The organism is Microbacterium galbinum (genome assembly GCF_023091225.1).
GTDB classification, from domain to species: domain Bacteria; phylum Actinomycetota; class Actinomycetes; order Actinomycetales; family Microbacteriaceae; genus Microbacterium; species Microbacterium galbinum.
Window position 1 is genome coordinate 2,496,766 of the sequence record NZ_JAHWXM010000001.1, and the last position, 20,693, is coordinate 2,517,458.

Below are 20,693 nucleotides of genomic sequence, written 5' to 3' on the forward strand. Positions count from 1 at the left end.
TATGAACAGACGACACTGGGCAGGGGTGGCGGCACTCGCCGTCGCGACCCTGGCGATCGCCGGATGCACGTCCGGCGGCGGTACCGGCACCGGCGGAGAGGATGCCGGTGACCCGGTCGCCGGCGGAACCCTCACGTGGGGCGTGCCCGCCGAGCCCTCGGCCGGCGGCATCGACCCGATGGTGGCCTCGGCCATCGCCGCCGAGGTCATCTACTCGATGGCCTACGACACCCTCCTCACCCGAGACGACGACGGCACCATCGAGCCGGCCCTCGCCACCGAGTGGGAGCAGACCGACGAGACGACGTGGGTCTTCCAGCTGCGCGACGACGTCACGTTCGCCGACGGCACCCCGTTCGACGCGGGTGACGTCGTCTACTCGTTCGAGACCCGCAAGGACGGCGGCACGAACGCCACCTACCTCAGCCTGATGGACAGCGTCGAGGCCACCGGCGACTACGAGGTGACGTTCCACTTCAGCGCCCCGGACGGCACGTTCCTCGACGCGGTCTCCGCGCGGCAGACCTTCCTCATCGTCAGCGAAGAGGCCTACGGCAACGCCACCGAGGAAGAGCGTCAGACCACGAGCGTCGGCACGGGCGCCTACCAGGTGACCGAGTGGAACCAGGGCGTCTCGGTGACGATGGAGAAGAACGAGAACTACTGGGGCGAGGAGCCCTACATCGACACGATCGTGTTCGAGCTGTACCCCGACGAGAACACCCTGCTCGCCGCCGTGCAGCAGGGCAGCGTGCAGGCCGCGTCGTTCATCGACGGCAGCCTCGCGCAGCAGGCCGCCTCGTCGGGCTTCACGCTCGGTGAGGCCGCGTTCCGTCAGAACCTCGCCGTCTACGTGAACCCGGAGTCGGGTCCGCTGGCCGACGTCGACGTGCGCCGCGCCTTCTCGCTCGCGCTCGACCGACAGGCGATCGTCGACACCGCCATGCTCGGCAACGCCGGCATCTCGTTCGTGCCGCCCGCCGGAGACCCCGGCGCCACCGACGCCACGAAGCTCCCGTACCACGAGCGCGACGTCGACGAGGCGAAGCGTCTGCTCGAAGAGGCCGGTCAGCCCAACCCCGAGATCACCCTCAGCTACATGGGTGACGTCGCCGCGGCGCACCACCCGGTCTACGAGATGATGCAGCAGCAGCTGGCCGAGGCGGGGATCACCCTCAACCTCAAGGCCACGCCGCTCGCCGAGATCTCGCCGATCTTCACCACCGGCGAGTCCTGGACCGACCTCGTCGCGATCCCGGGCAGCCCGCGCGCCTCGGCGGCCTACTACCTCGAGCCGGTGCTGCTCGAGGGCGGCTATTACAACCACTGGGACGGCAACCCCGACGCCGAGAAGGCCCGCGAATTGCTCGTGCAGGCGAAGTCGGCGGCCACCCCCGAGGAGTACAACGAGCTCGTGGCGGAACTCGCGACCGAGGCGGCCGACAAGGCGCTCGAGTTCGTGCCCGCCGCGGTGCCGGTGTACTTCGAGGTCTGGGACAGCAACAAGCTGCACGACTACGAGAACGACGCGTTCTACGCGCGCTCGGCTCTCGACCACGCCTGGTTGACGCAGTGACACCCCGCCCCGGCGCCTCTTCCCCCCCGGAGGCGCCGGGGCACCCCTCCCCGCTTTCTCTCCCGTATCGATCACAGAAGCGAGTCGCGCATGACCGACGCCACCGACGCCCTCCGCGTCGAAGACCTCAGCATCGCCTACGGCAGCGCCCCGCCGTCGGTCTCCGGCGTCTCGCTGCGCGTGCGCAAGGGCGAGATCGTCGGCGTGATCGGCGAATCCGGCAGTGGCAAGTCGAGCATCGCGCTCGCCATGATGGGGCTGCTGCCCGACTCGGCCCGCGTCACCGCCGCGAGCATCGACGTCGCCGGCTCCGACATGAACGACGCCACCGAGCGCGACTGGGCCCAGGTGCGCGGGGTGAAGGCATCCATGGTCTTCCAGGAGCCGATGTCGGCGCTCAACCCCTGCATGCGCATCGGCGCCCAGATCGCCGAGGTGCTGCAGATCCACGGCAAGGCCGACAAGAAGCAGGCGCGCGCCCGGGCCCTCGAGATCCTCCGGCTCGTGCAGATGCCGGATGCCGAGAAGCGCCTGAACTACTACCCCCACCAGCTCTCCGGCGGTCAGCGCCAGCGCGTCGTCATCGCGATCGCCGTCGCCGCCGGCCCCGACCTGCTGGTCGCCGACGAACCCACCACCGCGCTCGACGTGACCGTGCAGGCGCAGATCCTCGACCTCATCAAGAGCCTCCGCGACGAGACCGGCATGGGCGTGCTGTTCATCAGCCACGACCTCGGCGTCATCGGCCAGCTCTGCGAGAGGGTCGCCGTGATGTACCGCGGACGCGTGGTCGAGACCGGTTCGGCCCGACGCGTGCTCGAGGACCCGCGGCATCCGTACACCCGGGCGCTGCTCGAGAGCATCCCGCGGCCCTCGGTGCCCGTGCGCTCGCCGCTCGCCGTCATCCCCGCCGTGAACGACTTCGACAGCGTTCCCGCCGTGCTCGAGGAGGCATCGTGACCGACGCCCTGCAGACCCCCGCAGCCCTTCCCGACGACGTGCTGCAGGTGAAGAACATCACCCAGCGATTCGGGCACGGCGACAACGTCATGACCGCCCTCGACGACGTGAGCCTCAACGTGCCCCGCGGCGAGACGCTCGGTCTCGTCGGCGAATCCGGGTCGGGCAAGAGCACGCTCGCCCGCGCCATCCTGCTCATGCGCAAGCCCACGCTCGGCACGATCGAGTTCGACGGCGCCGACGTCACCGGTATCCGCGGTCGCGCCCTGCGCACGCACCGCCGCCGCATCCAGATGGTCTTCCAGGACCCCAACGACTCCCTCGACCCGCGTTTCACGGTCGCCCGGTCGATCGCCGAGCCGCTCGTGGCGGCGGGCATCGGCCAGAAGGAGCGCCGCCGCCGGATCGCCGACTCGCTCGACCGCGTGGGACTGCCGATGGATTCCGCCGGACGCTACCCGCACGAGTTCTCGGGTGGACAGCGCCAGCGCATCGCGATCGCACGGGCCATGGCCGCCGAACCCGAGTTCGTGGTGCTCGACGAGCCCACCTCGGCGCTCGACGTGTCGGTGCAGGCGCAGGTGCTCAACCTGCTCGTGCAGCTGCAGAAGGACACCGGCGTCACCTACCTCTTCATCACCCACAACCTCTCGGTCGTGCACCACATCGCCCATCGGGTGGCCGTGATGCACCAGGGGCGGGTCGTCGAGGAGGGCACCGGCGAGCAGGTCATGAACGCTCCGCAGCATCCGTACACCCAGAAGCTCCTCGAATCGATGCCGGTGCTGTACCGGAGCTGAGGGTCTCTTCGAAAGGGGTCGCACATGCGCGTGCAGAGACGCGGCGACAACGAGCACGACTGGGAGCTGTACCACGGCGAGGGCCGGATCGGCATCGAGTGGTACTTCCGGCAATCGACGTCGCTGCCCACGTCGGTCATGATGTACCGGCTCGAGCCGGGGGCCGAGGAGGGGCAGCACCATCACCTCGACGACGACCCCACGAGCTGCTCGCCGAACAGCTCCGACGAGATGTACATCGTCACGCGCGGAGAGGTCGTGATCACGGCGGGTTCCGATCGCCGGGTTCTGCGGGTGGGTGACGCCTTCTACGCCCCCGAGGGCATGCGGCACGGGGTGCGCAACGAGTCGGATGCCGTCGCCGAGCTGGTGCTCGTGTTCGGGCCTCGCGGCCCGCATCCGTTCCCGCAGACCGGGGTCGAGGCGTTCGACGCGGAGGGTGAGCGGTAGGAGGAGCTGGGTCCCTGAGCTTGTCGAAGGGCCCCACCGCGCGGCATCCGTGCGGGATCCGTTCGGGAGGAGTTCGCGGCCTCGGCAGGATCGGAACGGCGGATGCTTCCTGCGGAGGCTGTGTTCTCCTCCGTTGGTGAGGGCCGTCAGCCGACGACGCTCCCGGCCATGAGCAGCACGACCGCGGCCATCGCGACCACCGGCACGCGCGCCCGCCAACCGGAGACGCGGGGTAGCACGAGAACGGTGAGTACCGCGTATCCGATCGCGGCGATCGAGGCGATCACCGGGAGTCCGCCGGCCGCCAGCGGTGCGCCGTGGGAGTGCCCGGTCGGGGCGAGCTGAGTGCCCTCGCCGGTCGGGATCGACGCGATCTGCAGCACGGCCACGAGCAGCAGCCCGAGAGCGGTGTGATGCGCCGACCACCCGCTCCGGGATGCCCGCGACGCCCGCGCGCGCAGCGCGGTCAGCACGAGCGCCCCGACGATCATCAGCGCTGCCCAGAACACCGGCGCGAGCCACAGTCCGAGCCACGTGTCGATGACCCCGATGAGCGCGACGACGCATGCCGCGACCTCCGCTGTACGTGGGTGCGCGGGGGTGGAAGCGTCCGGGGTCACGTGCTCACATCCCGGGCGGCGCGGGCTCGACCTCGGACCCGCGCGGTGCGACGGGTGCGGCCTTCGCGTCGGGCGCGAGCCGGCGTCGAACCGCGATCGAGAGCACGGCGGCGATCACGCACAGCGCCGCGCCGCCCCACCAGGCGTAGGTGTAGGTGCCGAGACCGTCGCGGATGAGGCCCGCCGAGAGGGCGGCGATCGCCGCGCCGATCTGATGCGAGGCGAACACCCATCCGAAGACGATCGTGCCGCGGTCGCCGAAGATCTCGCGGCAGAGTTTGGCGGTCGGGGGCACGGTCGCCACCCAGTCGAGGCCGTAGATCACGATGAACAGCACCATGCTCGGGTGCACGGCGTCGGAGAGCAGCCAGGGCAGCAGGGCGAGGGCCGCGCCGCGGAAGGCGTAGTACGCGACGAGCAGTTTGCGCGGATCGAACTTGTCGGTGAGCCAGCCCGAGGCGATCGTGCCCGCGATATCGAACACGCCGACGACGGCGAGCAGCCCGGCGGCGGTGGTCGTCGGCATGCCGTGGTCGTGCGCCGACGGGATGAAGTGGATGCCGATGAGTCCGTTCGTCGTCGCACCGCAGATCGCGAACGCCGCTGCGAGCGCCCAGAACGACCGGTGCTTCGAGGCGAACACGAGGCCCTCGATCGCCCGCTTCGCCGCGCCCCCGGTCGCGCGCACCGCGGGCACGTGGGTGTCGGGGTCGGCGCCGTAGGGGAGTACCCCGCGGTCTTCGGGGTGGTCGCGCAGGACGAACCAGACGATCGGCACGGCGAGCAATGCGGCGGCGGCGATGACGAGGGATGCCGGGCGCCAGCCGCTGCTCTCGGCGAGGGCGGCGACGGGTGGGAGGAAGATCAGCTGGCCGGTCGCGGAGCCGGCGGTGAGGATGCCCATCACCAGGCCGTTGCGCTTGACGAACCACCGGTTGGCGATCGTGGCGGCGAAGACGAGCGCCATCGATCCGGTGCCGAGTCCGATGAGGAGGCCCCAGAAGATCAGCAACTGCCAGGAGGCGGTCATCAGGATGCTGCCGCCAGCGCCGAGCGACACGAGCAGCAGCGCGATCGCGACGACCTGGCGCACGCCGAAGCGGTCCATGAGGGCGGCGGCGAACGGGGCGGTGAGGCCGTAGAGCAGCAGGTTGACGCTCACGGCGAGCGACATCACGCTCGTCGACCAGCCGAAGTCCTCGTTCAGCGGCACCATCAGGGCGCCGGGTGCGGCGCGGAACCCGGCCGCGGCCAGCAGCGCCACGAACGCGACGGCGGCGACCCACCACGCCGGGTGGATGCGGTGTCGTCGGCGCGGGGCGGGAGCATCGGTCTCGGGAATCGTCATCAGTTTACTTTCTTGAACGAAGTAGTAGCCTGGACCCATGAAAGCACACGGCAGGGGCGGAGGTCGAGCACATGGCGTTGCGATCTGACTGGTCGGAGGAGTTCTGCCCGATCCGGCGGTCGCTCGACGTGATCGGCGACCCGTGGGTGATGCTGATCATCCGCGACGTGATGCAGGGACCGCGGCGTTTCGACACCCTGCGCGACAACCTGAGTGTGTCGGAGGCGGTGCTCGCCCGGCGCCTGCGCGACCTCGTCGAGGCGGGGATGCTCACCCGCGTCGAGCAGGACGACCCCGACGGGCGCACGCGTCAGGGCTACGCCGCCACGGATGCCGCGACCGAGCTGCTGCCGGTCCTGCAGCAGCTCGCGATCTGGGGAGAGCGGCACACGGTCACCCCGGTCGGCGGCGGCCACATGGCGCTCATCCACACGGTCTGCGGCGAGGAGACGACCCAGGGTCAGATCTGCAGCGCCTGCGGCGAGGAGTTGACGGCCGACCGCATGATCTGGGACCGTCCCTGGCGCCCCGAGGCTCCGGCCCTCGACCCCGCCGGCCGGCTCGTCTGAGTCGCCGTTCCCCGCACGACTTCGGAGATTCGAGACGACACGCCGGGGCGAAGCATCCGTTTCCGGGGTGTCGCGGCCGGAACCCCGAAGTTGTGCGTGGGGGACGCTTCGACAGGCTCAGCGACCCAGTGGGGTGGGCTCAGCGACCCAGTGTCTGGAGCTGGGTCCCTGAGCTTGTCGAAGGGCCCACCCCCCGAGCATCCGTTCGGGAGGAGTTCTCGCGTTCGGCAGGATCGGAACGGCGGATGCTTCCTGCGGAGGGTGCGTTCTCCTTCGTTGGTGAGGGTGGGGGCCCTTCGTCTCGCTGCGCTCGCTCAGGAACCGGTCGACGACGGGTCGCTCGATGGCATCCGTGATGGGCGGAGTTCTCGTCGTTGGGCGGAGTTCTCGGGCCGATGCTTCCGCCCGACGGGGAGTTCTCCGCCGGAGTCGCGCGTGGGGACGCTTCGACGGGCTCAGCGACCCAGTGGGGTGGGCTCAGCGACCCCGTGTCTGGAGCTGGGTCCCTGAGCTTGTCGAAGGGCCCACCCCCGGGCATCCGTTCGGGAGGAGTTCTCGCGTTCAGCAGGATCGGAACGGCGGATGCTTCCTGCGGAGGCTGTGTTCTCCTCCGTTGGTGAGGGTGGGGGCCCTTCGTCTCGCTGCGCTCTTCGCTCAGGAACCGGTTCCTGAGCGAGGAGCGCAGCGACGAGACGAAGGGCGCCCCAGGCACTGGGTCCCTGAGCTTGTCGAAGGGCCCCGCCCCGCGGCATCCGCGCTATGGATGCACCGATCGGTCATAGAAGCCGCTTTTCATGCCTCAGAACCGGCATTCATGACCGATCGGTGCACACAGGGGCGCAACGCTATGCGGCGGGGCCCTGCAGGCGCTCGCGCAGTTCGTCGAGGCGCACGGCGATGCCGATGCGGAACATCCGCTCGTCGTCGCGCCATCCGGCACCGAGCACGTGGTCGAGGCGGTCGAGGCGCTGCAGGATCGTGTTCGTGTGGAAGTTGAGGGCGCGCGCCGTGCGGGTGGGGCTGGCGTTGTTGCGCACGAACGCCCGCAGCGTGCCGAGCAGATCGGCGTTGCGTTCGGCGTCGTACTGGCGCACCGCCCCGATCGTGTCGCGCAGGAACGCCGACAGCCCCTGCGCATCGGTGTCGAGCACGGCCGAGTAGGGCAGGAAGTCCTCGACGCGCGCGGTGAGATCGGCGAGCTCGAGCGCGGCGAGCAGGCGCGCGGTGCGCCGGGCGGCGAGGAACGCCGAGGGCAGCGGACCCTTCGCGGGCGGCGGTACGACGACGGTCACCGCCTCCTGGATCGCGGAGGCGACCTCCCTCCGCAGGCGCTCGGGATCGACGGGGCCGCGGTCGCTCGCGAGGGCGGCGACCACGAATCCGCGGTACTCGCCGACCAGCGCACGGTCGTCGAGCGAGCGCACGACGGCGCGCGCCGCGGCGGTCTGCTGATCGCCCGGCACCGCCAGCAGCAGCAGGGAGTCGAGGGTCGCGAGGTCGACGCCGAGGCGCCGCGCACGCCGCTCGACGTCGGAGCGCCGCTCGGGCACGTCGTCGAGCAGGTCGGCGATCAGTTCGCTGCGCACGCGGTGGTCGGCTCCGGATGCCGCCTCCTGCTGCAGCTCGAGCAGCGCCCCGACCTGGGCCGCACGCTCGACGGTGCGGAAGTCGACGGCGCCGAGTTCGAAGGCCCCGTCGCCGAGCAGGAGCGCCCCGAAGTGGCGGTTGCCGGCGGTGAGGGCCGAGACGGCGCGCACGCCCGCGCCCGCGACCGGTACGCAGTGTCCGTTGCGGCGGCTCTCGGCGAGGGCGTCGCGCACGGGCTCGTCGAGCGACAGCATCCCGGGGGCGAGCGGCAGCCCCGCGGCGGCGATCACGTTCTCCTGCGCATCGATGATCGCGACCGCCCGGCCGAGGGCCGAGGCGAGGGTCTCGGCCACCGGGCCGAACCCGCCGCCGGCGAGCACCGCCTGCACGAGCTCCTGATGCACGGTGTTGGCGCGGTCGCGCTCGACGAGGTGCGCGGTGAGGCTCTCGAGGGTGCGGCGGCTGGCATCCTCCGACAGCTGCAGCTCGCGCAGCGTCTGCGTCGTCTGCAGGATGACCGAGGCGTGGTCGGCGAGCGCCGACAGCAGCGCGACCTCGTCGGGGGAGAACTCCTTCGTCTCGCGGTTGCCGACGAACAGCACACCGAGCACGTCGTCGCTGCTGAGCATCGGCACGCCGAGCATCGACACCAGGCCCTCGGCCGAGACGGCGTCGTCGATGCCGGTGTCGTGGCGGTCCTCGGTGTAGGCGGTGTAGTCGGCGACCCACTGAGCGGTGCGCGACTCGACCACGACGCTCGCGAGGCCGCGACCCGGGGGCACGCGCAACTGCTGGAACGAGGCGCTCACCGAACCGCTGGTCTCGCGCACCCGCAGCTCGGAGGTGTCGGGATCGAACTCCGACAGGTAGGCCAGGTCGACGCCCATCATCTCGCGGGCGCGCTGCACGAGGCGGGCGAGCACGGCGTCGCTGTCGCGCAGCTCGGCCAGCTCGCGAGCGCTGGAGAAGAGGGCGGTGAGCTCGTGCTCGCGGCGGCGCAGACGCGACAGCTCGCGCTGGATGCGGGCGACGCGCTCGGCGAGGAGCGCGGCATCCGCTTCGCTGGCCCCGAGCGCGCGGAGGGCGTCGCTGACACCGGTGGGGCCGACGAGTTCGGGGTCGTGGGCCGCATCGAGGAGCGAGGCGATGGCGTCGTCGTGCTCGGGCATCTTCGTCCCTTCGGGGGAGGGCGGCGCCGACAGGCGCGTGACTTCAGTGTCGAGCATGAGCGCGGTCGCCCTCAAATCAGGTCTTTCAGCTGCGACCCTCGGCGCGCGCGGCGGTGCGCAGGAGTCCGGCCGCGAGTTCGGGCCACAGCTCGTGGGGGATGAGGTGCCCCATGTCGGGGTGCACCTGCAGTTCGGCGCCGGGGATCGCCTCGGCGATGTCGACGGCGGATGCCCAGTGCAGCACGTCGTCGTCGCGGCCGTGGAAGACGAACGTGGGCGCGGTCACCGACCGCAGGGCGTCGAGGCGCTCGGGCGCGCGCGTGAGCGCCGCCCACTGCCGGGAGAAGCCCTCCGGGTAGTAGCCGCGGTCGTAGGCCTCGCCGGTCGCGCGCACGTGCCACTCGACCTGGTGGTCGAAGCGTCCGACCGGTGCGGCCTCGAGGGCTGTGCGCGTGAACGCCACGGCCTGCTCGCGCGTGACGCGCACGGGCGCCTCGGCGAGCTCGGGGCGCTCGCCGTGCGCGACCCAGCGGCGTGACTGGCCCGGGATGGTCGACAGCAGCCCGAGGCTGAGGATGCGCTCGGGGTGGTGGATCGCGAGCATCTGCGCCATCATGCCGCCCATCGAGTGCCCGGCGACGTGCGCCTTCGCGACGCCCAGATCGTCGAGCACGCGCAGCACGTCCTCGGCCAGATCGATGAGGTCGTAGCCGCCGTCGACGTCGTCGGCCCCGCCGAAGAGCTGCGAGAGTCCGGTGTCGCGGTTGTCGAAGCGCACCACCCGCAGGCCGCCGGCGGTGAGGATGCCGATGAACTCCTCGTCCCAGCTGAGCAGCTGGGCGCCGCCGCCCGAGACGAGCACGAGCACGGGGGCGTCGGCGGGGGCATCGGCCCCGGCGAACACCTCGTAGTACAGGCGCACATCGGCGGAATCGGTGTAGGGCATGCGTACTCCTCGCGCTCGGGGGACCCGCGGTCCGCGCTCCGGGTGATGGTGCGAGTCTAGGTTCCGCGATCGGGCGGGGTGATGTGTCGACCGCATACAGCGGGGCCCCGAGGATGAGTGTTCCACCCATCGTCCCCCCTGCCGCCCGCTCCTAGTGTCTTCCTTGACCACAGCGCCGATGACCCGGTCGCTGTCCCGAAGGAAGGTGGCCGATGTCGATCAACAGCCGAATCTCCGGACTCCGCGATCACACCCCGGATGAGCGCCTCGCGCTCGTCGCGCAGGGTGCGGAGCTGGATGCGGATGCTCTGGGGGCGCTGCGCCCCGACAGCGGTCTCTCGCTCGCTCAGGCCGACCACATGGTCGAGAACGTCGTGGGTCTCATCGCGGTGCCGGTCGGTGTCGCCACGAACTTCACGATCGACGGACGCGACCGCCTGATCCCGATGGCCACCGAAGAGCCGAGCGTCGTCGCCGCCGCCTCGAACGCCGCCCGCATGGCCCGCGGTCACGGCGGCTTCACGACCTCGTACACGGGCGATGTGATGATCGCCCAGATCCAGGTGCTCGACGCGATCGACCCGCACGGCGCGCGCTTCGCCCTGCTCGAGGCGAAGGACGAGCTGCTCGAGCTCGCCAACCAGCAGGACCCGATGCTGGTCTCGCTCGGCGGCGGGGCGTTCGACATCTCGGTGCGCGTGCTCCCCACCCGCGCCGGAGTGCAGGTCATCGTGCACCTGCACGTCGACGTGCGCGATGCGATGGGCGCGAACGCGGTCAACACGATGGCCGAGGCGATCGCCCCGCGTATCGCCGAGCTCGCCGGCACCCGCACACTGCTGCGCATCCTCACCAACAAGGCCGAGCTGCGCCTCACCCGCGCCCGTGCCGTGTTCGACGCCGAGCTGCTGGGCGGTCCCCAGGTCGTCGACGACATCGTCGCCGCGAGCGCGTTCGCCGAGGCCGACCCCTACCGTGCCGCCACGCACAACAAGGGCATCATGAACGGCATCACCGCGGTCGTGCTCGCCACCGGCAACGACACCCGCGCGGTCGAGTCGGGCTGCCACTCGCACGCCGCCCGCGCCGGCGGATACACGGCGCTGTCGCAGTTCGAGAAGGATGCCGACGGCAACCTCGTCGGCACGATCGAGGTGCCCCTCGCCGTCGGGCTCGTCGGCGGTGCCACCCGCGCGCACCCCACCGCGCAGGCGTCCGTGAAGCTGCTCGGCGTCGAGACCGCCCGCGAGCTGGCGAGCGTCATCGCCGCCGTCGGCCTCGCCCAGAACCTCGCCGCCTGCCGGGCGCTCGCCGCCGAGGGCATCCAGCGCGGACACATGACCCTGCACGCGCGCACGATCGCGGCATCCGCGGGTGCCGACGTCGACGAGATCGGCGCGGTCGCCGCCCGGATCGTCGCCGACCGCCGCATCCGCGTGGAGTACGCCCGCGAGGTGCTCGCCGAACTGCGCGGGGGCGGGGCCGGCGCATGACCGCCACGGTCCCGGCGCCCCGGGTGATCCGCGAGGACGGGCTCCCCGCGCGCGTCACCGTGTTCGAGGTGGGTCCGCGCGACGGCCTGCAGGCCGAGACCGACATCATCCCCGCCGCCGTCAAGATCCAGCTCTGCCGTCGGCTGTACGCGGCCGGTAGCCGTGACCTCGAGGTCACGAGCTTCGTGCCGCCGACCTGGATCCCCCAGCTCGCCGACGCCGAGCAGGTCGTCTCCGGCCTCGAGGTGCCCGCGGGCGCCCGCGCCGTCGGGCTCGTGCCGAACCTCCGTGGCCTGCAGCGCGCGATCGACGCCGGCATCCGCGAGGTGTCGGTGGTCGTCAGCGCCACCGAGTCGTTCGCGAAGGCCAACCTCAACACCACTCGCGCAGGCGCCATCGACCGCGCGGTCGAGGTGATCGCCGCGGCGACCGCGCAGGGCATCCCCGTGCGCGGCTACGTCTCGATGGCCTTCGGCGACCCCTGGGAGGGGAGCGTCGACACGGATGCCGTCACCGAAGCCGCCCGCGCCCTGCACGAGGCCGGTGCCCGGAAGATCGCGATCAGCGACACGATCGGCGTCGCCACGCCCGGTCATACGATCGCGGTCATCGAGGAGGCGCTCGACGCCGGTATCCCCGTCGAGGCGATCGCCCTGCACCTGCACGACACCTACGGGCAGTCGCTCGCGAACGTGCACGCCGCCCTGCGACTGGGCGTTGCCGAGTTCGACGCGTCGGTCGGCGGGCTCGGCCGTTGCCCCTACGCCAAGGGCGCGACCGGTAATCTCGCGACGGAGGACCTCGTGTGGATGCTGCACGGCCTCGGCATCGAGACCGGACTCGATCTCGAAGCCCTGGCCGCCACCACGCTCTGGCTCTCCCGCATCCGCACCGTGCGGCCCGCGTCGAACGTGGCCCGCGCGTTCGCGGCCGCCGGACTCGACACCCCCGAACCCGCACAGGAGGTCACTCCCGCATGATCGACACCACCCTCCCCGCCCCCGGCGCGCTCGCCGGAGTCACCGTGATCGACCTGTCGCGCGTGCTCGCCGGCCCCTACGCCTCGCAGACCCTCGCCGACCTCGGCGCGACGGTCATCAAGGTCGAGAACCCGCGCGACCCCGACGTGTCGCGCGGCTTCCCGCCGTACCTCACCGACGGCGAGGAGGAGTTCAGCGCGTACTACGCCCAGTACAACCGCGGAAAGCTCGGCGTCGGTCTCGACCTCGCGACCCCCGAGGGCAAGGAGGTGTTGAAGGACCTCGTGCGCGGCGCCGACGTGCTCGTCGAGAACTTCCGCCCCGGCACCATGGAGAAGCTCGGTGTGGGCTACGAGGTGCTGCGCGAGATCAACCCGCGCCTGGTCTACACCGCCATCTCCGGCTACGGCCGCACGGGGTCCCGCAGCAAGCGCCCCGCCTTCGACAACACGGCCCAGGCCGCGGGCGGCATCTGGTCGATGAACGGCTACGCCGAGCATCCGCCGGTGCGCGTCGGCGTCACGATCGGCGACCTCTCGGCGACCCTGTTCGCCGTGATCGGCACGCTCGCCGCGCTGCGTCACGCCGAGGCCACCGGCGTCGGCCAGGTCGTCGACGTCGCGCAGGTCGACAGCATCGTCGCCCTCACCGAAACCGCTGTGGTCGACTACACGGTCACGGGCAACGTCGCGTCGCCGCAGGGCAACGCGCACGCCTGGGTGCGGCCCTACGAGCTGTTCGACTGCGCCGACGGTCAGGTCTTCTTCGGCGCGTACACCGACAAGCTCTGGAACGCGAGCTGCGACCTGTTCGGCACCCCCGAGCTCAAGGACGACCCCGAGATCGACACCATGCGCAAGCGGTTCGAGACCGATGTGTACGAGCGCCGCGTCAAGCCGATCGTGGCGGGCTGGCTCGCCTCGCGCACCAAGCAGGAGCTCGAGGACCTCGCGGGCGACGTCGTGCCGCTCACCGCCGTGAAGACGATCGGCGAGGTGGTCGATGACCCCGGCACGGCCGAGCGCGACATGATCGTCGAGGCCGACTACGGCGACCTGGGCGTGCTGCGCATGTTCGGTCAGCCGATCAAACTGTCGGAGACGCCCGCGACCCCCGCCCGCACCGCCAACCGCTTCGCCGAGCACGCCGACGAGGTGCTGGCGCGGTTCGCCGGGTACGACGCCGCGCGCATCGCCGAGCTGCGTGCCGCCGGGGCACTGCCGTGAGCACCCCCGCGCCCGTCGTGCGCACCGCGCCCATCACCACCGACACCGTCGAGGCGTACCGCGGCACGTTCGCGGCAGCCGATCCGGCGCTCGCCGCGGGCGACCTGCTGCCCACCGCCTGGGAGGGCGTGTTCTTCCCGTTCGCGGTGCCGCTCGCCGACCTGCGCCCCGACGGCACCCCGGCGCGTGACGGCGTCGTGCCCGAGATCGATCTGCCCCGCCGCATGTACGCGGGCGAGACGACCGAGTTCCTGCGACCGATCCGCCTCGGCGACGAGGTCGTGCAGACCACGTCCCTGGGCTCGGTGGTCGACAAGACCGGTTCGCGCGGGCGTCTGACCTTCGTGGACATCGTGCGCGAGTATGCGGTCGCTGGCGAGGTGGCGGTGCGCAGCGTGTGGCACGACGTCTTCCTCGAGGCGGCGGATCCGGATGCCCCTGCCCGCGCCCCGCGCCCCGACCCGTCGATCGCGGCGGAGGGGGAGTGGGTCGAGGAGCTCACGCCCGACGCCCGCCAACTGTTCCGGTTCTCGGCGCTCACGTTCAACACGCACCTCATCCACTACGACCGGGCCTGGGCGCGCAACGTGGAGGGCCTGCCCGACCTGCTCGTGCACGGGCCGTTGACGCGCATCCTGCTGATGGACGCCGCCCGACGGCACACGCCCGAGCGCGTCCCCGCGCGTCTCGACGTGCGGGCGATCGCACCGGTGCTCGTCGACCGGCCGCTGCGTCTGGTCGGACACACCGCGCCCGACGGCATCCGCGTCACCGCCGTCGACGCCGACGATGTCGTGCTGGCCACCGCCGACATCACCTGGGCCTGACGGCCACCCCACCCCCCCACCTGGAGACACCGTGAGGCACAACCCCGATTACGCCCTCGACGACGTCGAGACCGTGCGCGCGCTCGTGCGCGAGAACCCGTGGGCGACGATCGTCAGCCACGTGCCCGGCGAGGGTCTCGTCGCCTCGCACTACCCGGTGCTGCTCGAAGAGGATGCCGAGGGCATCTCGATCGTGAGCCACGTCGGTCGCCCCGACGAGCGCCTGCACCAGCTCGGCCGGCACGAGACGATGGTGATCGTCTACGGACCCCAGGGCTACGTCTCGCCGAGCTGGTACGGCACCTCGCCGGCCGTGCCCACGTGGGACTTCGCCGTCGCGCACCTGTTCGGCACCCCCGAGATCCTCTCCGACGACGAGAACCTCGCGGTGCTCGACCGCCTCGTGAGCTGGTTCGAGAGCCCGCTGCCCGACCCGTACCTGATGCATCGCACGCTCGAGAACACCGCCTACGCCGAGCGCATCGTGCACGGCACCGTGGGCTTCCGCCTGCGGGCCACCCGCATCGAGGCCAAGGAGAAGATGCACCAGGACAAGTCCCCCGAGGTGATCGCGCGCGTCGTCGAGGCGCTGCGCAACCCCGGCCCCTATGAGAACCCGAAGCTCGCCGATCGCATCGCGGATGTGAACCGCGACGTCCTCGATGGAAAGGAAGTGACCGCATGACCGCGTTCGTCGGAGTGGGTGACATGGTCGAGTGGATCTCGCGCCGCGGAGCCGAGACGATCATGACCGAGATGGCCGACACGATCGAGGCGGACTTCCGCCGGTGGGAGTCGTTCGACAAGAGCGAGCGCGTCGCCAATCACACGCCGTTCGGCGTGATCGAGCTCATGCCGATCAGCGACCCCGACGTGTACGCGTTCAAGTACGTCAACGGCCACCCGTTCAATCCGGGTCGCGGGTATCAGACGGTGACGGCGTTCGGTGTGCTCGCCGATGTGCACAACGGTTACCCGGTGTTCCTCGCCGAGATGACGATGCTCACGGCGCTGCGCACGGCGGCGACGTCGGCGATGGTCGCCCGCAGGCTCGCGCGCCCCGACTCCACCACCATGGCGATGATCGGGGCGGGCAGCCAGGCCGAGTTCCAGGCTCTCGCGTTCCGCGAGGTGCTGGGTGTCTCGCGGTTGCGGATCTACGACGTCGACCCTGCGGCGTCGGCGAAGTTCGTGCGCAACCTCGCCCCGCGCGGGTTCGACATCACGGTGTGCGCGTCGGCGTCGGAGGCCGCCGCCGGCGCCGACATCGTCACGACGTGCACGGCCGACAAGGCGGTCGCGCAGGTGCTGACGGATGCCGATGTCGCCCCGGGCATGCACATCAACACGATCGGCGGCGACTGCCCGGGCAAGACCGAGCTCGACCCGCGGATCCTCGATCGCGGTCCGGTGTTCGTGGAGTACACGCCGCAGACGCGCGTCGAGGGCGAGATCCAGAACGTCGCCGCCGACTTCCCGGTCACGGAGTTCTGGCAGGTGCTGAACGGGACGGCTGCGGGACGCACCTCGCCCGAGCAGGTGACGATCTTCGACTCGGTCGGCTTCGCGATCGAGGACTTCTCGGCGCTGCGCCACCTGCGCGCCGACCTCGTGGGCACGGGGCTGGACACCGAGATCGACCTCGTCGCCGCCCCCGAGGACCCGAAGGACCTCTTCGGCTTCGCGACCTCGCCCGTCCCCGTCGCCTGACCGGCGGCCCCGCCCGCCGACCCCGACCATCCCCGCGCGTGCCGCGCGCCGAGAGGAGCAGCATGACCGAGTCCCTCACCCTGCGGGACGTGCGCCCGTACGACGGCGGTGAGCCGGTCGACGTGCTCGTGCGCGACGGAGTGATCGCCGAGATCGGCCCCGCCGGAACGGTCGTACCCGCGGGCGAGGTCGTCGAGGCGGGTGGTCGCTGGATCGGCCCGGGGTTCTGGGACGCGCACGTGCACTTCACGCAGCACGTGATCCGTCGCCGGCGCCTCGACCTCACCGAGACCCGCACCGCCGACGACGTGCTCGACATCGTGCGGCGGGCGCGCGCCGAGGGCGCCCCGCTGAGCGACGGGATGCTGATGGGCTACGGGTTCCGCGACGGGCTGTGGCCCGTGCCCGCCTCGCTCGCGGCCCTCGAGGCCACGGTCAGCGACATCCCGGTCGTGCTCGTGAGCGGCGATCTGCACTGCGGCTGGATGAACCGTGCCGCGGCCGCGCGCCTGGGTGTCGAGCTCGACGAGACGGGGCTGCTGCGCGAGGGGCCGTGGATCGGCATCCTGCATGATTTCGACGAGGCCGCGCAGCTGCCGGCGGATGCCTATGCGGATGCCGCGTCGGCCGCCGCCGCCCGCGGCGTCGTGGGAATCGTCGAGTACGAGAAGACCGACAATATCGCCGAATGGTCGGCGCGCACGGCGGGTGGGCTCACGAGCCTGCGCACCGACATCGCGGTGTGGCCCGACCTGCTCGAACAGGTGATCGCCACGGGCGTCCGCACCGGCGACATCGTCGACGAGGCGGGTCTGGTCACCTTCGGCCGGCTCAAGGTCGTCGTCGACGGCTCGCTGAACACCCGCACCGCCTGGTGCTGGGACCCGTACCCCGGCATGGACCCCGGCCACCCGCACGCCTGCGGCATGGAGAGCGTGCCGATCCCCGAGCTGCGCCGCCTGCTCGAACGCGCCCGCGGCGCCGGTATCGAGGCCGCCGTGCACGCGATCGGCGACCGCGCGAACACCGAGGTGCTCGACACGTTCCAGGCCCTCGACATGAAGGGCGTGATCGAGCACGCCCAGCTCGTGCGAGACGACGACTTCGCCCGCTTCGCCGCGCTCGGCCAGATCGCCAGCGTGCAGCCCGAGCACGCCATGGACGACCGCGACGTCGCCGACCACCACTGGGCGGGCCGCACCGGTCGCGCCTTCGCGTTCGGTTCGCTGCACCGCTCGGGCGCGACCCTGCGCCTGGGCTCGGATGCCCCGGTCGCCCCGCTCGACCCGTGGATCTCGCTCAGCGCGGCCACCGCGCGCAGCCGCGGCGACCGCGACGCCTGGCACCCCGAACAGCGTCTTCCGCTCGACGTGGCGCTCGCGGCATCCGTTCGTACCTCGTTCGCCGTCGGGCAGCCCGCCGACCTCGTGATCGGCGACCGCGACCCCTACGCGAGCGACCGCGACGAACTGCGGTCCATGCCCGTCGCCGCCACCCTGCTCGGCGGCCGCTTCACCCACCGGGAGCTGTGATGACCACTTTCACCAACGGCCGTGTGTTCACGGGCGAGAGCGAGACCGCGTTCGCCTCGGCGTTCCGCGTCGTCGACGGGATCGTCGACTGGGTCGGCGATGCGGCGGACGTGACCGATGCGGATGCCGTCGACCTCGGCGGCCGCACCGTGCTGCCCGGACTGCTCGACAGTCACACGCACCCCGCGCTGCTCGCCGGAACCGCGGCGGCCGCGGAGTGCTTCCCGCCCGCCGTGCTCAGCGCCGACGACCTCGTGCGCGTGCTCGACGCGCACGCCGCGACGATCAGCGGGGCGGATGCCTGGGTGCTGGGGCGCGGATTCGACGACACCAAATTCCCGGAGGGGCGGATGCCGACGGCCGCCGACCTCGACCGCATCGCCACCGATCGCCCGGCGCTGGTCTGGCGCTGCGACGCGCACTCGGCCGTCTGCAACACCCGCGCGCTCGAGATCGCCGGCATCACCGCCACGACGGTCGACCCCGAGGGGGCGCGGTTCGAACGCGACGCCGACGGCAACCCGAACGGGGTGCTCACCGAGATCGCGGCGGTCAACGTGGTGGCAGCCTTCATCCCGGCGCAGAGCCGCGACGAGCAGATCGATGCGATCGTGGCGATCGGCGACGAGCTCGCCTCACGCGGCATCGTGGCGGTCTGCGACCTGCTGTCGTCGCGCATCGACCGCCCGCTCGAGACCTTCCGCGCCGCCGCCGAGCGCGGCCTGCGCACCCGCGTCGCTCTGTACCCGGGGTGGGACCCGGAGGCGCCCCTCGGGGAGCTGACCGACGACGACCGCACCGGGCCGATCCGCATCGCGGGCGTGAAGGTCGTGCTCGACGGCGCGTACTCCAACCGCACCGCCTGGGTGCACGAGGCCTACCCCGACTCCTGCGACCACGGCCTGCGTCTCGTCGACGACGCCGACGTGCTCGCGGCCGGCGACTGGGCCCGCCGCAACGGCGTGCAGCTCGCCGTGCACGCGATGGGCGACCGGGCGCTCGACCGCGTCGTGGAGCTGTTCGAGGATCAGGAGCCGTGGCTCGACGGCATCCCCTCGGTGCGCATCGAGCACGCGACGATCGTGAGCGACGCGTATCTCGCGCGACTGGGATCGGGGCGGATGTCGTTCGGCATCGCCACGCACACGGTGTTCTTCTTCGCCGAGTACGACGGGTACGAGAAGGCGCTGCGCGTCGAGCAGGTGCCGGATGCCTACCCGATCGCGCGCCTGTACGCGGGGCTCGAGCCGCTGGCACTGTCGTCGGACCGGCCGGCCACCGCGTGGAGCGGAGCCGACGATGTGATGCTCTCGGTCGAGGCCGCCGTGCGGCGCCGCACCTACAACGGCATCGAGTTCGGCGCCGAGGCGGCGATCACCGTGCCGCAGGCGCTGCTGCTGTACACCTCGCGGGCGGCTTCGCTGTCGCCGCTGGAGGGTGTCGGGCGCCTCGTACCGGGGCTCGACGGCAGCTTCGCCGTGCTCGACCGCGACGTCTTCACGGTGCCCGACGACGAGATCGCCTCCGTGCGCGTGGCCGAGACCTGGATCCGCGGCGAGCGGGTGTTCGTGCGCTGAGGCTGGTGGGGATTCCTGCGACGCTTCGACAGGCTCAGCGACCCAGGAATCGGTTCCTGCCCGGAAACCGGGTCCCTGAGCCTGTCGAAGGGCCCACCCCGCGCCCCGTTCGGTGTGCGCAGCACCCATCGCCGACGGCATCCGCTCGTCGATAACCTCGCTCGGGAGCGAAGGGGCGACGATGACTGACGGAGATTTCCGGCCGCTCGAGGGCGTGCGCGTGATCGACTTCACCCGGCTGCTCGCCGGGCCGTACGCGACCATGACCCTCGCCGAGCTCGGCGCCGACGTGATCAAGGTCGAGCAGCCGGGCATCGGCGACGAGACCCGGCACTGGGGTCCGCCGTTCGTGCACGGGGCGAGCGCGTACTTCCACGCGATCAACCGCGGCAAGCGCAGCATCGCGCTCGACCTGGCCGACCCCGCCGATCGCGAAACGGCGCACGCGCTGATCGGCACGGCGGATGTCGTGGTCGAGAGCTTCCGCCCGGGCGTCGCCGACCGACTGGGGATCGGTGCCGACGCGATGCGCGAACGGTTCCCGCGGCTGGTCTACGCCTCGATCAGCGGCTTCTCGCAGGAGGGCCCGCTCGCGGCCGAACCGGGCACCGCGGTGGCGGTCGAGGCCGAGTCCGGGCTCATGCACGTGACCGGGTACGAGGGAGCCGATCCCGTGCGTTCCGGGGTGGCGATGGTCGACATCGCGACCGGGATGTCGATGATCAACGGCGTGCTCGCCGCTCTTCTCGAACGCGGGCGCACCGGTGTCGGCCGTCGGCTGGAGTTCTCGCTGTTCGCGACCGCGCTGAGTTCGCTGGGCACGGTGATCGCCGCGACATCGGCCGGCGGACCCCCCTCGAAGCCGTGGGGCAGTTCGCACCCGTCGATCGTGCCGTACCGCGCGTTCGCGGCATCCGATGGTCATGTCGTGCTCGGCGCGACCAACGACGCGATGTTCGCGCGTCTCGTGGCGGCGCTCGACCTCGGTGCCGTGCTCGGTGGGCCGGAGTGGGCGGGCAACCGGGCACGGGTGGAGGGGCGCGACGAGCTCGAGCGCATCCTGGCCGCGCGGGTGGGATCGTTGCCGCTCGAGACGGTGGTCGGATGCCTGCAGGCGGCGCGTGTGCTCGTGGCGCGCGTGCGCACCCCCGAGGCGGCGGCCCGCGGCCCGCAGGCGGATGCTCTCGGCTTGATCGAGCACGACGACGGGGTGTCGATAGCCCGGTCGGCGCTCGGCACCAACGGCACGGTGCGGCTGGCACGCGCGCCCGGTCTCGACGCCGACGGCCCGGCGCTCCGCGCGGAGCTCGGTCGCTGACCGGG

18 protein-coding genes are annotated in these 20,693 nt (G+C 71.5%); 14 read left to right on the plus strand and 4 right to left on the minus strand.

Going from position 1 to position 20,693, the window contains the following annotated elements:
* Position 1 precedes the first annotated feature (1 nt).
* From KZC52_RS11995 to KZC52_RS12010, 4 genes are all read left to right on the plus strand, one after another.
* Positions 2-1,576 carry an ABC transporter substrate-binding protein gene (locus KZC52_RS11995; RefSeq protein ID WP_247624269.1) on the plus strand — a complete coding sequence of 525 codons (1,575 nt, stop codon included), beginning with the start codon at positions 2-4 and terminating at the stop codon, positions 1,574-1,576.
* 90 nt (positions 1,577-1,666) lie between these two features.
* Complete coding sequence (locus tag KZC52_RS12000) at positions 1,667-2,536, plus strand: ABC transporter ATP-binding protein (protein ID WP_247624270.1); 870 nt, start codon at positions 1,667-1,669, stop codon at positions 2,534-2,536.
* Positions 2,533-3,336: an ATP-binding cassette domain-containing protein gene (locus KZC52_RS12005; RefSeq protein ID WP_247624271.1), complete on the plus strand. Its 804-nt coding sequence runs from the start codon at positions 2,533-2,535 to the stop codon at positions 3,334-3,336. The genes KZC52_RS12000 and KZC52_RS12005 overlap by 4 nt, the downstream gene beginning before the upstream one ends.
* A gap of 24 nt (positions 3,337-3,360) precedes the next feature.
* Entirely contained in the window at positions 3,361-3,786 is a 426-nt protein-coding gene (locus KZC52_RS12010) for a cupin domain-containing protein (RefSeq protein ID WP_247624272.1), read from the plus strand.
* 146 nt (positions 3,787-3,932) lie between these two features.
* Here KZC52_RS12010 and KZC52_RS12015 read toward each other — a convergent pair whose 3' ends face one another.
* Complete coding sequence (locus KZC52_RS12015; protein ID WP_247624273.1) at positions 3,933-4,406, minus strand: hypothetical protein; 474 nt, start codon at positions 4,404-4,406, stop codon at positions 3,933-3,935.
* Positions 4,407-4,410: 4 nt separating this feature from the next.
* Positions 4,411-5,754, minus strand: coding sequence for an MFS transporter (locus tag KZC52_RS12020; protein WP_247624274.1), 1,344 nt, complete (start codon positions 5,752-5,754; stop codon positions 4,411-4,413).
* A 71-nt stretch (positions 5,755-5,825) separates the two neighbouring features.
* Here KZC52_RS12020 and KZC52_RS12025 point away from each other — a divergent pair, with 71 nt between their 5' ends.
* Positions 5,826-6,323: a winged helix-turn-helix transcriptional regulator gene (locus tag KZC52_RS12025; protein ID WP_247624275.1), complete on the plus strand. Its 498-nt coding sequence runs from the start codon at positions 5,826-5,828 to the stop codon at positions 6,321-6,323.
* 845 nt (positions 6,324-7,168) lie between these two features.
* Here the strand turns inward: KZC52_RS12025 and KZC52_RS12030 are convergent.
* Positions 7,169-9,136 (minus strand): helix-turn-helix domain-containing protein, encoded by a 1,968-nt coding sequence (locus KZC52_RS12030; RefSeq protein ID WP_247624276.1) that lies wholly within the window; start codon positions 9,134-9,136, stop codon positions 7,169-7,171.
* A gap of 28 nt (positions 9,137-9,164) precedes the next feature.
* Positions 9,165-10,025, minus strand: coding sequence for an alpha/beta fold hydrolase (locus tag KZC52_RS12035; protein ID WP_247624277.1), 861 nt, complete (start codon positions 10,023-10,025; stop codon positions 9,165-9,167).
* 212 nt (positions 10,026-10,237) lie between these two features.
* On the opposite strand from KZC52_RS12035, the gene KZC52_RS12040 reads away from it, so the two are divergent.
* From KZC52_RS12040 to KZC52_RS12080, 9 genes are all read left to right on the plus strand, one after another.
* The gene (locus tag KZC52_RS12040) at positions 10,238-11,518 is read left to right on the plus strand and encodes a hydroxymethylglutaryl-CoA reductase, degradative (protein ID WP_247624278.1); all 1,281 of its coding nucleotides are present in this window, start codon (positions 10,238-10,240) and stop codon (positions 11,516-11,518) included.
* Positions 11,515-12,498 carry a hydroxymethylglutaryl-CoA lyase gene (locus KZC52_RS12045; RefSeq protein ID WP_247624279.1) on the plus strand — a complete coding sequence of 328 codons (984 nt, stop codon included), beginning with the start codon at positions 11,515-11,517 and terminating at the stop codon, positions 12,496-12,498. Before KZC52_RS12040 ends, KZC52_RS12045 begins: the two co-directional genes overlap by 4 nt.
* On the plus strand, positions 12,495-13,724 hold the full coding sequence (locus KZC52_RS12050; RefSeq protein WP_247624280.1) for a CaiB/BaiF CoA transferase family protein: 1,230 nt from the start codon (positions 12,495-12,497) through the stop codon (positions 13,722-13,724). Before KZC52_RS12045 ends, KZC52_RS12050 begins: the two co-directional genes overlap by 4 nt.
* On the plus strand, positions 13,721-14,551 hold the full coding sequence (locus KZC52_RS12055) for an FAS1-like dehydratase domain-containing protein (protein ID WP_247624281.1): 831 nt from the start codon (positions 13,721-13,723) through the stop codon (positions 14,549-14,551). Before KZC52_RS12050 ends, KZC52_RS12055 begins: the two co-directional genes overlap by 4 nt.
* Before the next feature lie 31 nt (positions 14,552-14,582).
* The gene (locus tag KZC52_RS12060; RefSeq protein WP_247624282.1) at positions 14,583-15,236 is read left to right on the plus strand and encodes an FMN-binding negative transcriptional regulator; all 654 of its coding nucleotides are present in this window, start codon (positions 14,583-14,585) and stop codon (positions 15,234-15,236) included.
* Positions 15,233-16,261, plus strand: a complete 1,029-nt coding sequence (gene ocd / locus KZC52_RS12065; RefSeq protein ID WP_247624283.1) for an ornithine cyclodeaminase — start codon at positions 15,233-15,235, stop codon at positions 16,259-16,261. Before KZC52_RS12060 ends, ocd begins: the two co-directional genes overlap by 4 nt.
* Positions 16,262-16,323: 62 nt before the next feature.
* Complete coding sequence (locus KZC52_RS12070) at positions 16,324-17,793, plus strand: amidohydrolase (RefSeq protein ID WP_247624284.1); 1,470 nt, start codon at positions 16,324-16,326, stop codon at positions 17,791-17,793.
* On the plus strand, positions 17,793-19,370 hold the full coding sequence (locus KZC52_RS12075) for an amidohydrolase (RefSeq protein ID WP_247624285.1): 1,578 nt from the start codon (positions 17,793-17,795) through the stop codon (positions 19,368-19,370). The genes KZC52_RS12070 and KZC52_RS12075 overlap by 1 nt, the downstream gene beginning before the upstream one ends.
* A 181-nt stretch (positions 19,371-19,551) precedes the next feature.
* Positions 19,552-20,688, plus strand: coding sequence for a CaiB/BaiF CoA transferase family protein (locus KZC52_RS12080; protein WP_247624286.1), 1,137 nt, complete (start codon positions 19,552-19,554; stop codon positions 20,686-20,688).
* Positions 20,689-20,693: the final 5 nt, after the last annotated feature.

Bases quoted from the DNA above. Each gene is read 5' to 3' on its own strand.
- KZC52_RS12040 (WP_247624278.1), top strand. From the start codon at position 10,238: ATGTCGATCAACAGCCGAATCTCCGGACTCCGCGATCACACCCCGGAT.
- KZC52_RS12030 (WP_247624276.1), bottom strand. From the start codon at position 9,136: ATGCTCGACACTGAAGTCACGCGCCTGTCGGCGCCGCCCTCCCCCGAA.
- KZC52_RS12010 (WP_247624272.1), top strand. From the start codon at position 3,361: ATGCGCGTGCAGAGACGCGGCGACAACGAGCACGACTGGGAGCTGTAC.
- KZC52_RS12020 (WP_247624274.1), bottom strand. From the start codon at position 5,754: ATGACGATTCCCGAGACCGATGCTCCCGCCCCGCGCCGACGACACCGC.
- KZC52_RS12045 (WP_247624279.1), top strand. From the start codon at position 11,515: ATGACCGCCACGGTCCCGGCGCCCCGGGTGATCCGCGAGGACGGGCTC.
- ocd (WP_247624283.1), top strand. From the start codon at position 15,233: ATGACCGCGTTCGTCGGAGTGGGTGACATGGTCGAGTGGATCTCGCGC.
- KZC52_RS12000 (WP_247624270.1), top strand. From the start codon at position 1,667: ATGACCGACGCCACCGACGCCCTCCGCGTCGAAGACCTCAGCATCGCC.
- KZC52_RS12025 (WP_247624275.1), top strand. From the start codon at position 5,826: ATGGCGTTGCGATCTGACTGGTCGGAGGAGTTCTGCCCGATCCGGCGG.
- KZC52_RS12050 (WP_247624280.1), top strand. From the start codon at position 12,495: ATGATCGACACCACCCTCCCCGCCCCCGGCGCGCTCGCCGGAGTCACC.
- KZC52_RS12070 (WP_247624284.1), top strand. From the start codon at position 16,324: ATGACCGAGTCCCTCACCCTGCGGGACGTGCGCCCGTACGACGGCGGT.
- KZC52_RS11995 (WP_247624269.1), top strand. From the start codon at position 2: ATGAACAGACGACACTGGGCAGGGGTGGCGGCACTCGCCGTCGCGACC.
- KZC52_RS12035 (WP_247624277.1), bottom strand. From the start codon at position 10,025: ATGCCCTACACCGATTCCGCCGATGTGCGCCTGTACTACGAGGTGTTC.
- KZC52_RS12075 (WP_247624285.1), top strand. From the start codon at position 17,793: ATGACCACTTTCACCAACGGCCGTGTGTTCACGGGCGAGAGCGAGACC.
- KZC52_RS12080 (WP_247624286.1), top strand. From the start codon at position 19,552: ATGACTGACGGAGATTTCCGGCCGCTCGAGGGCGTGCGCGTGATCGAC.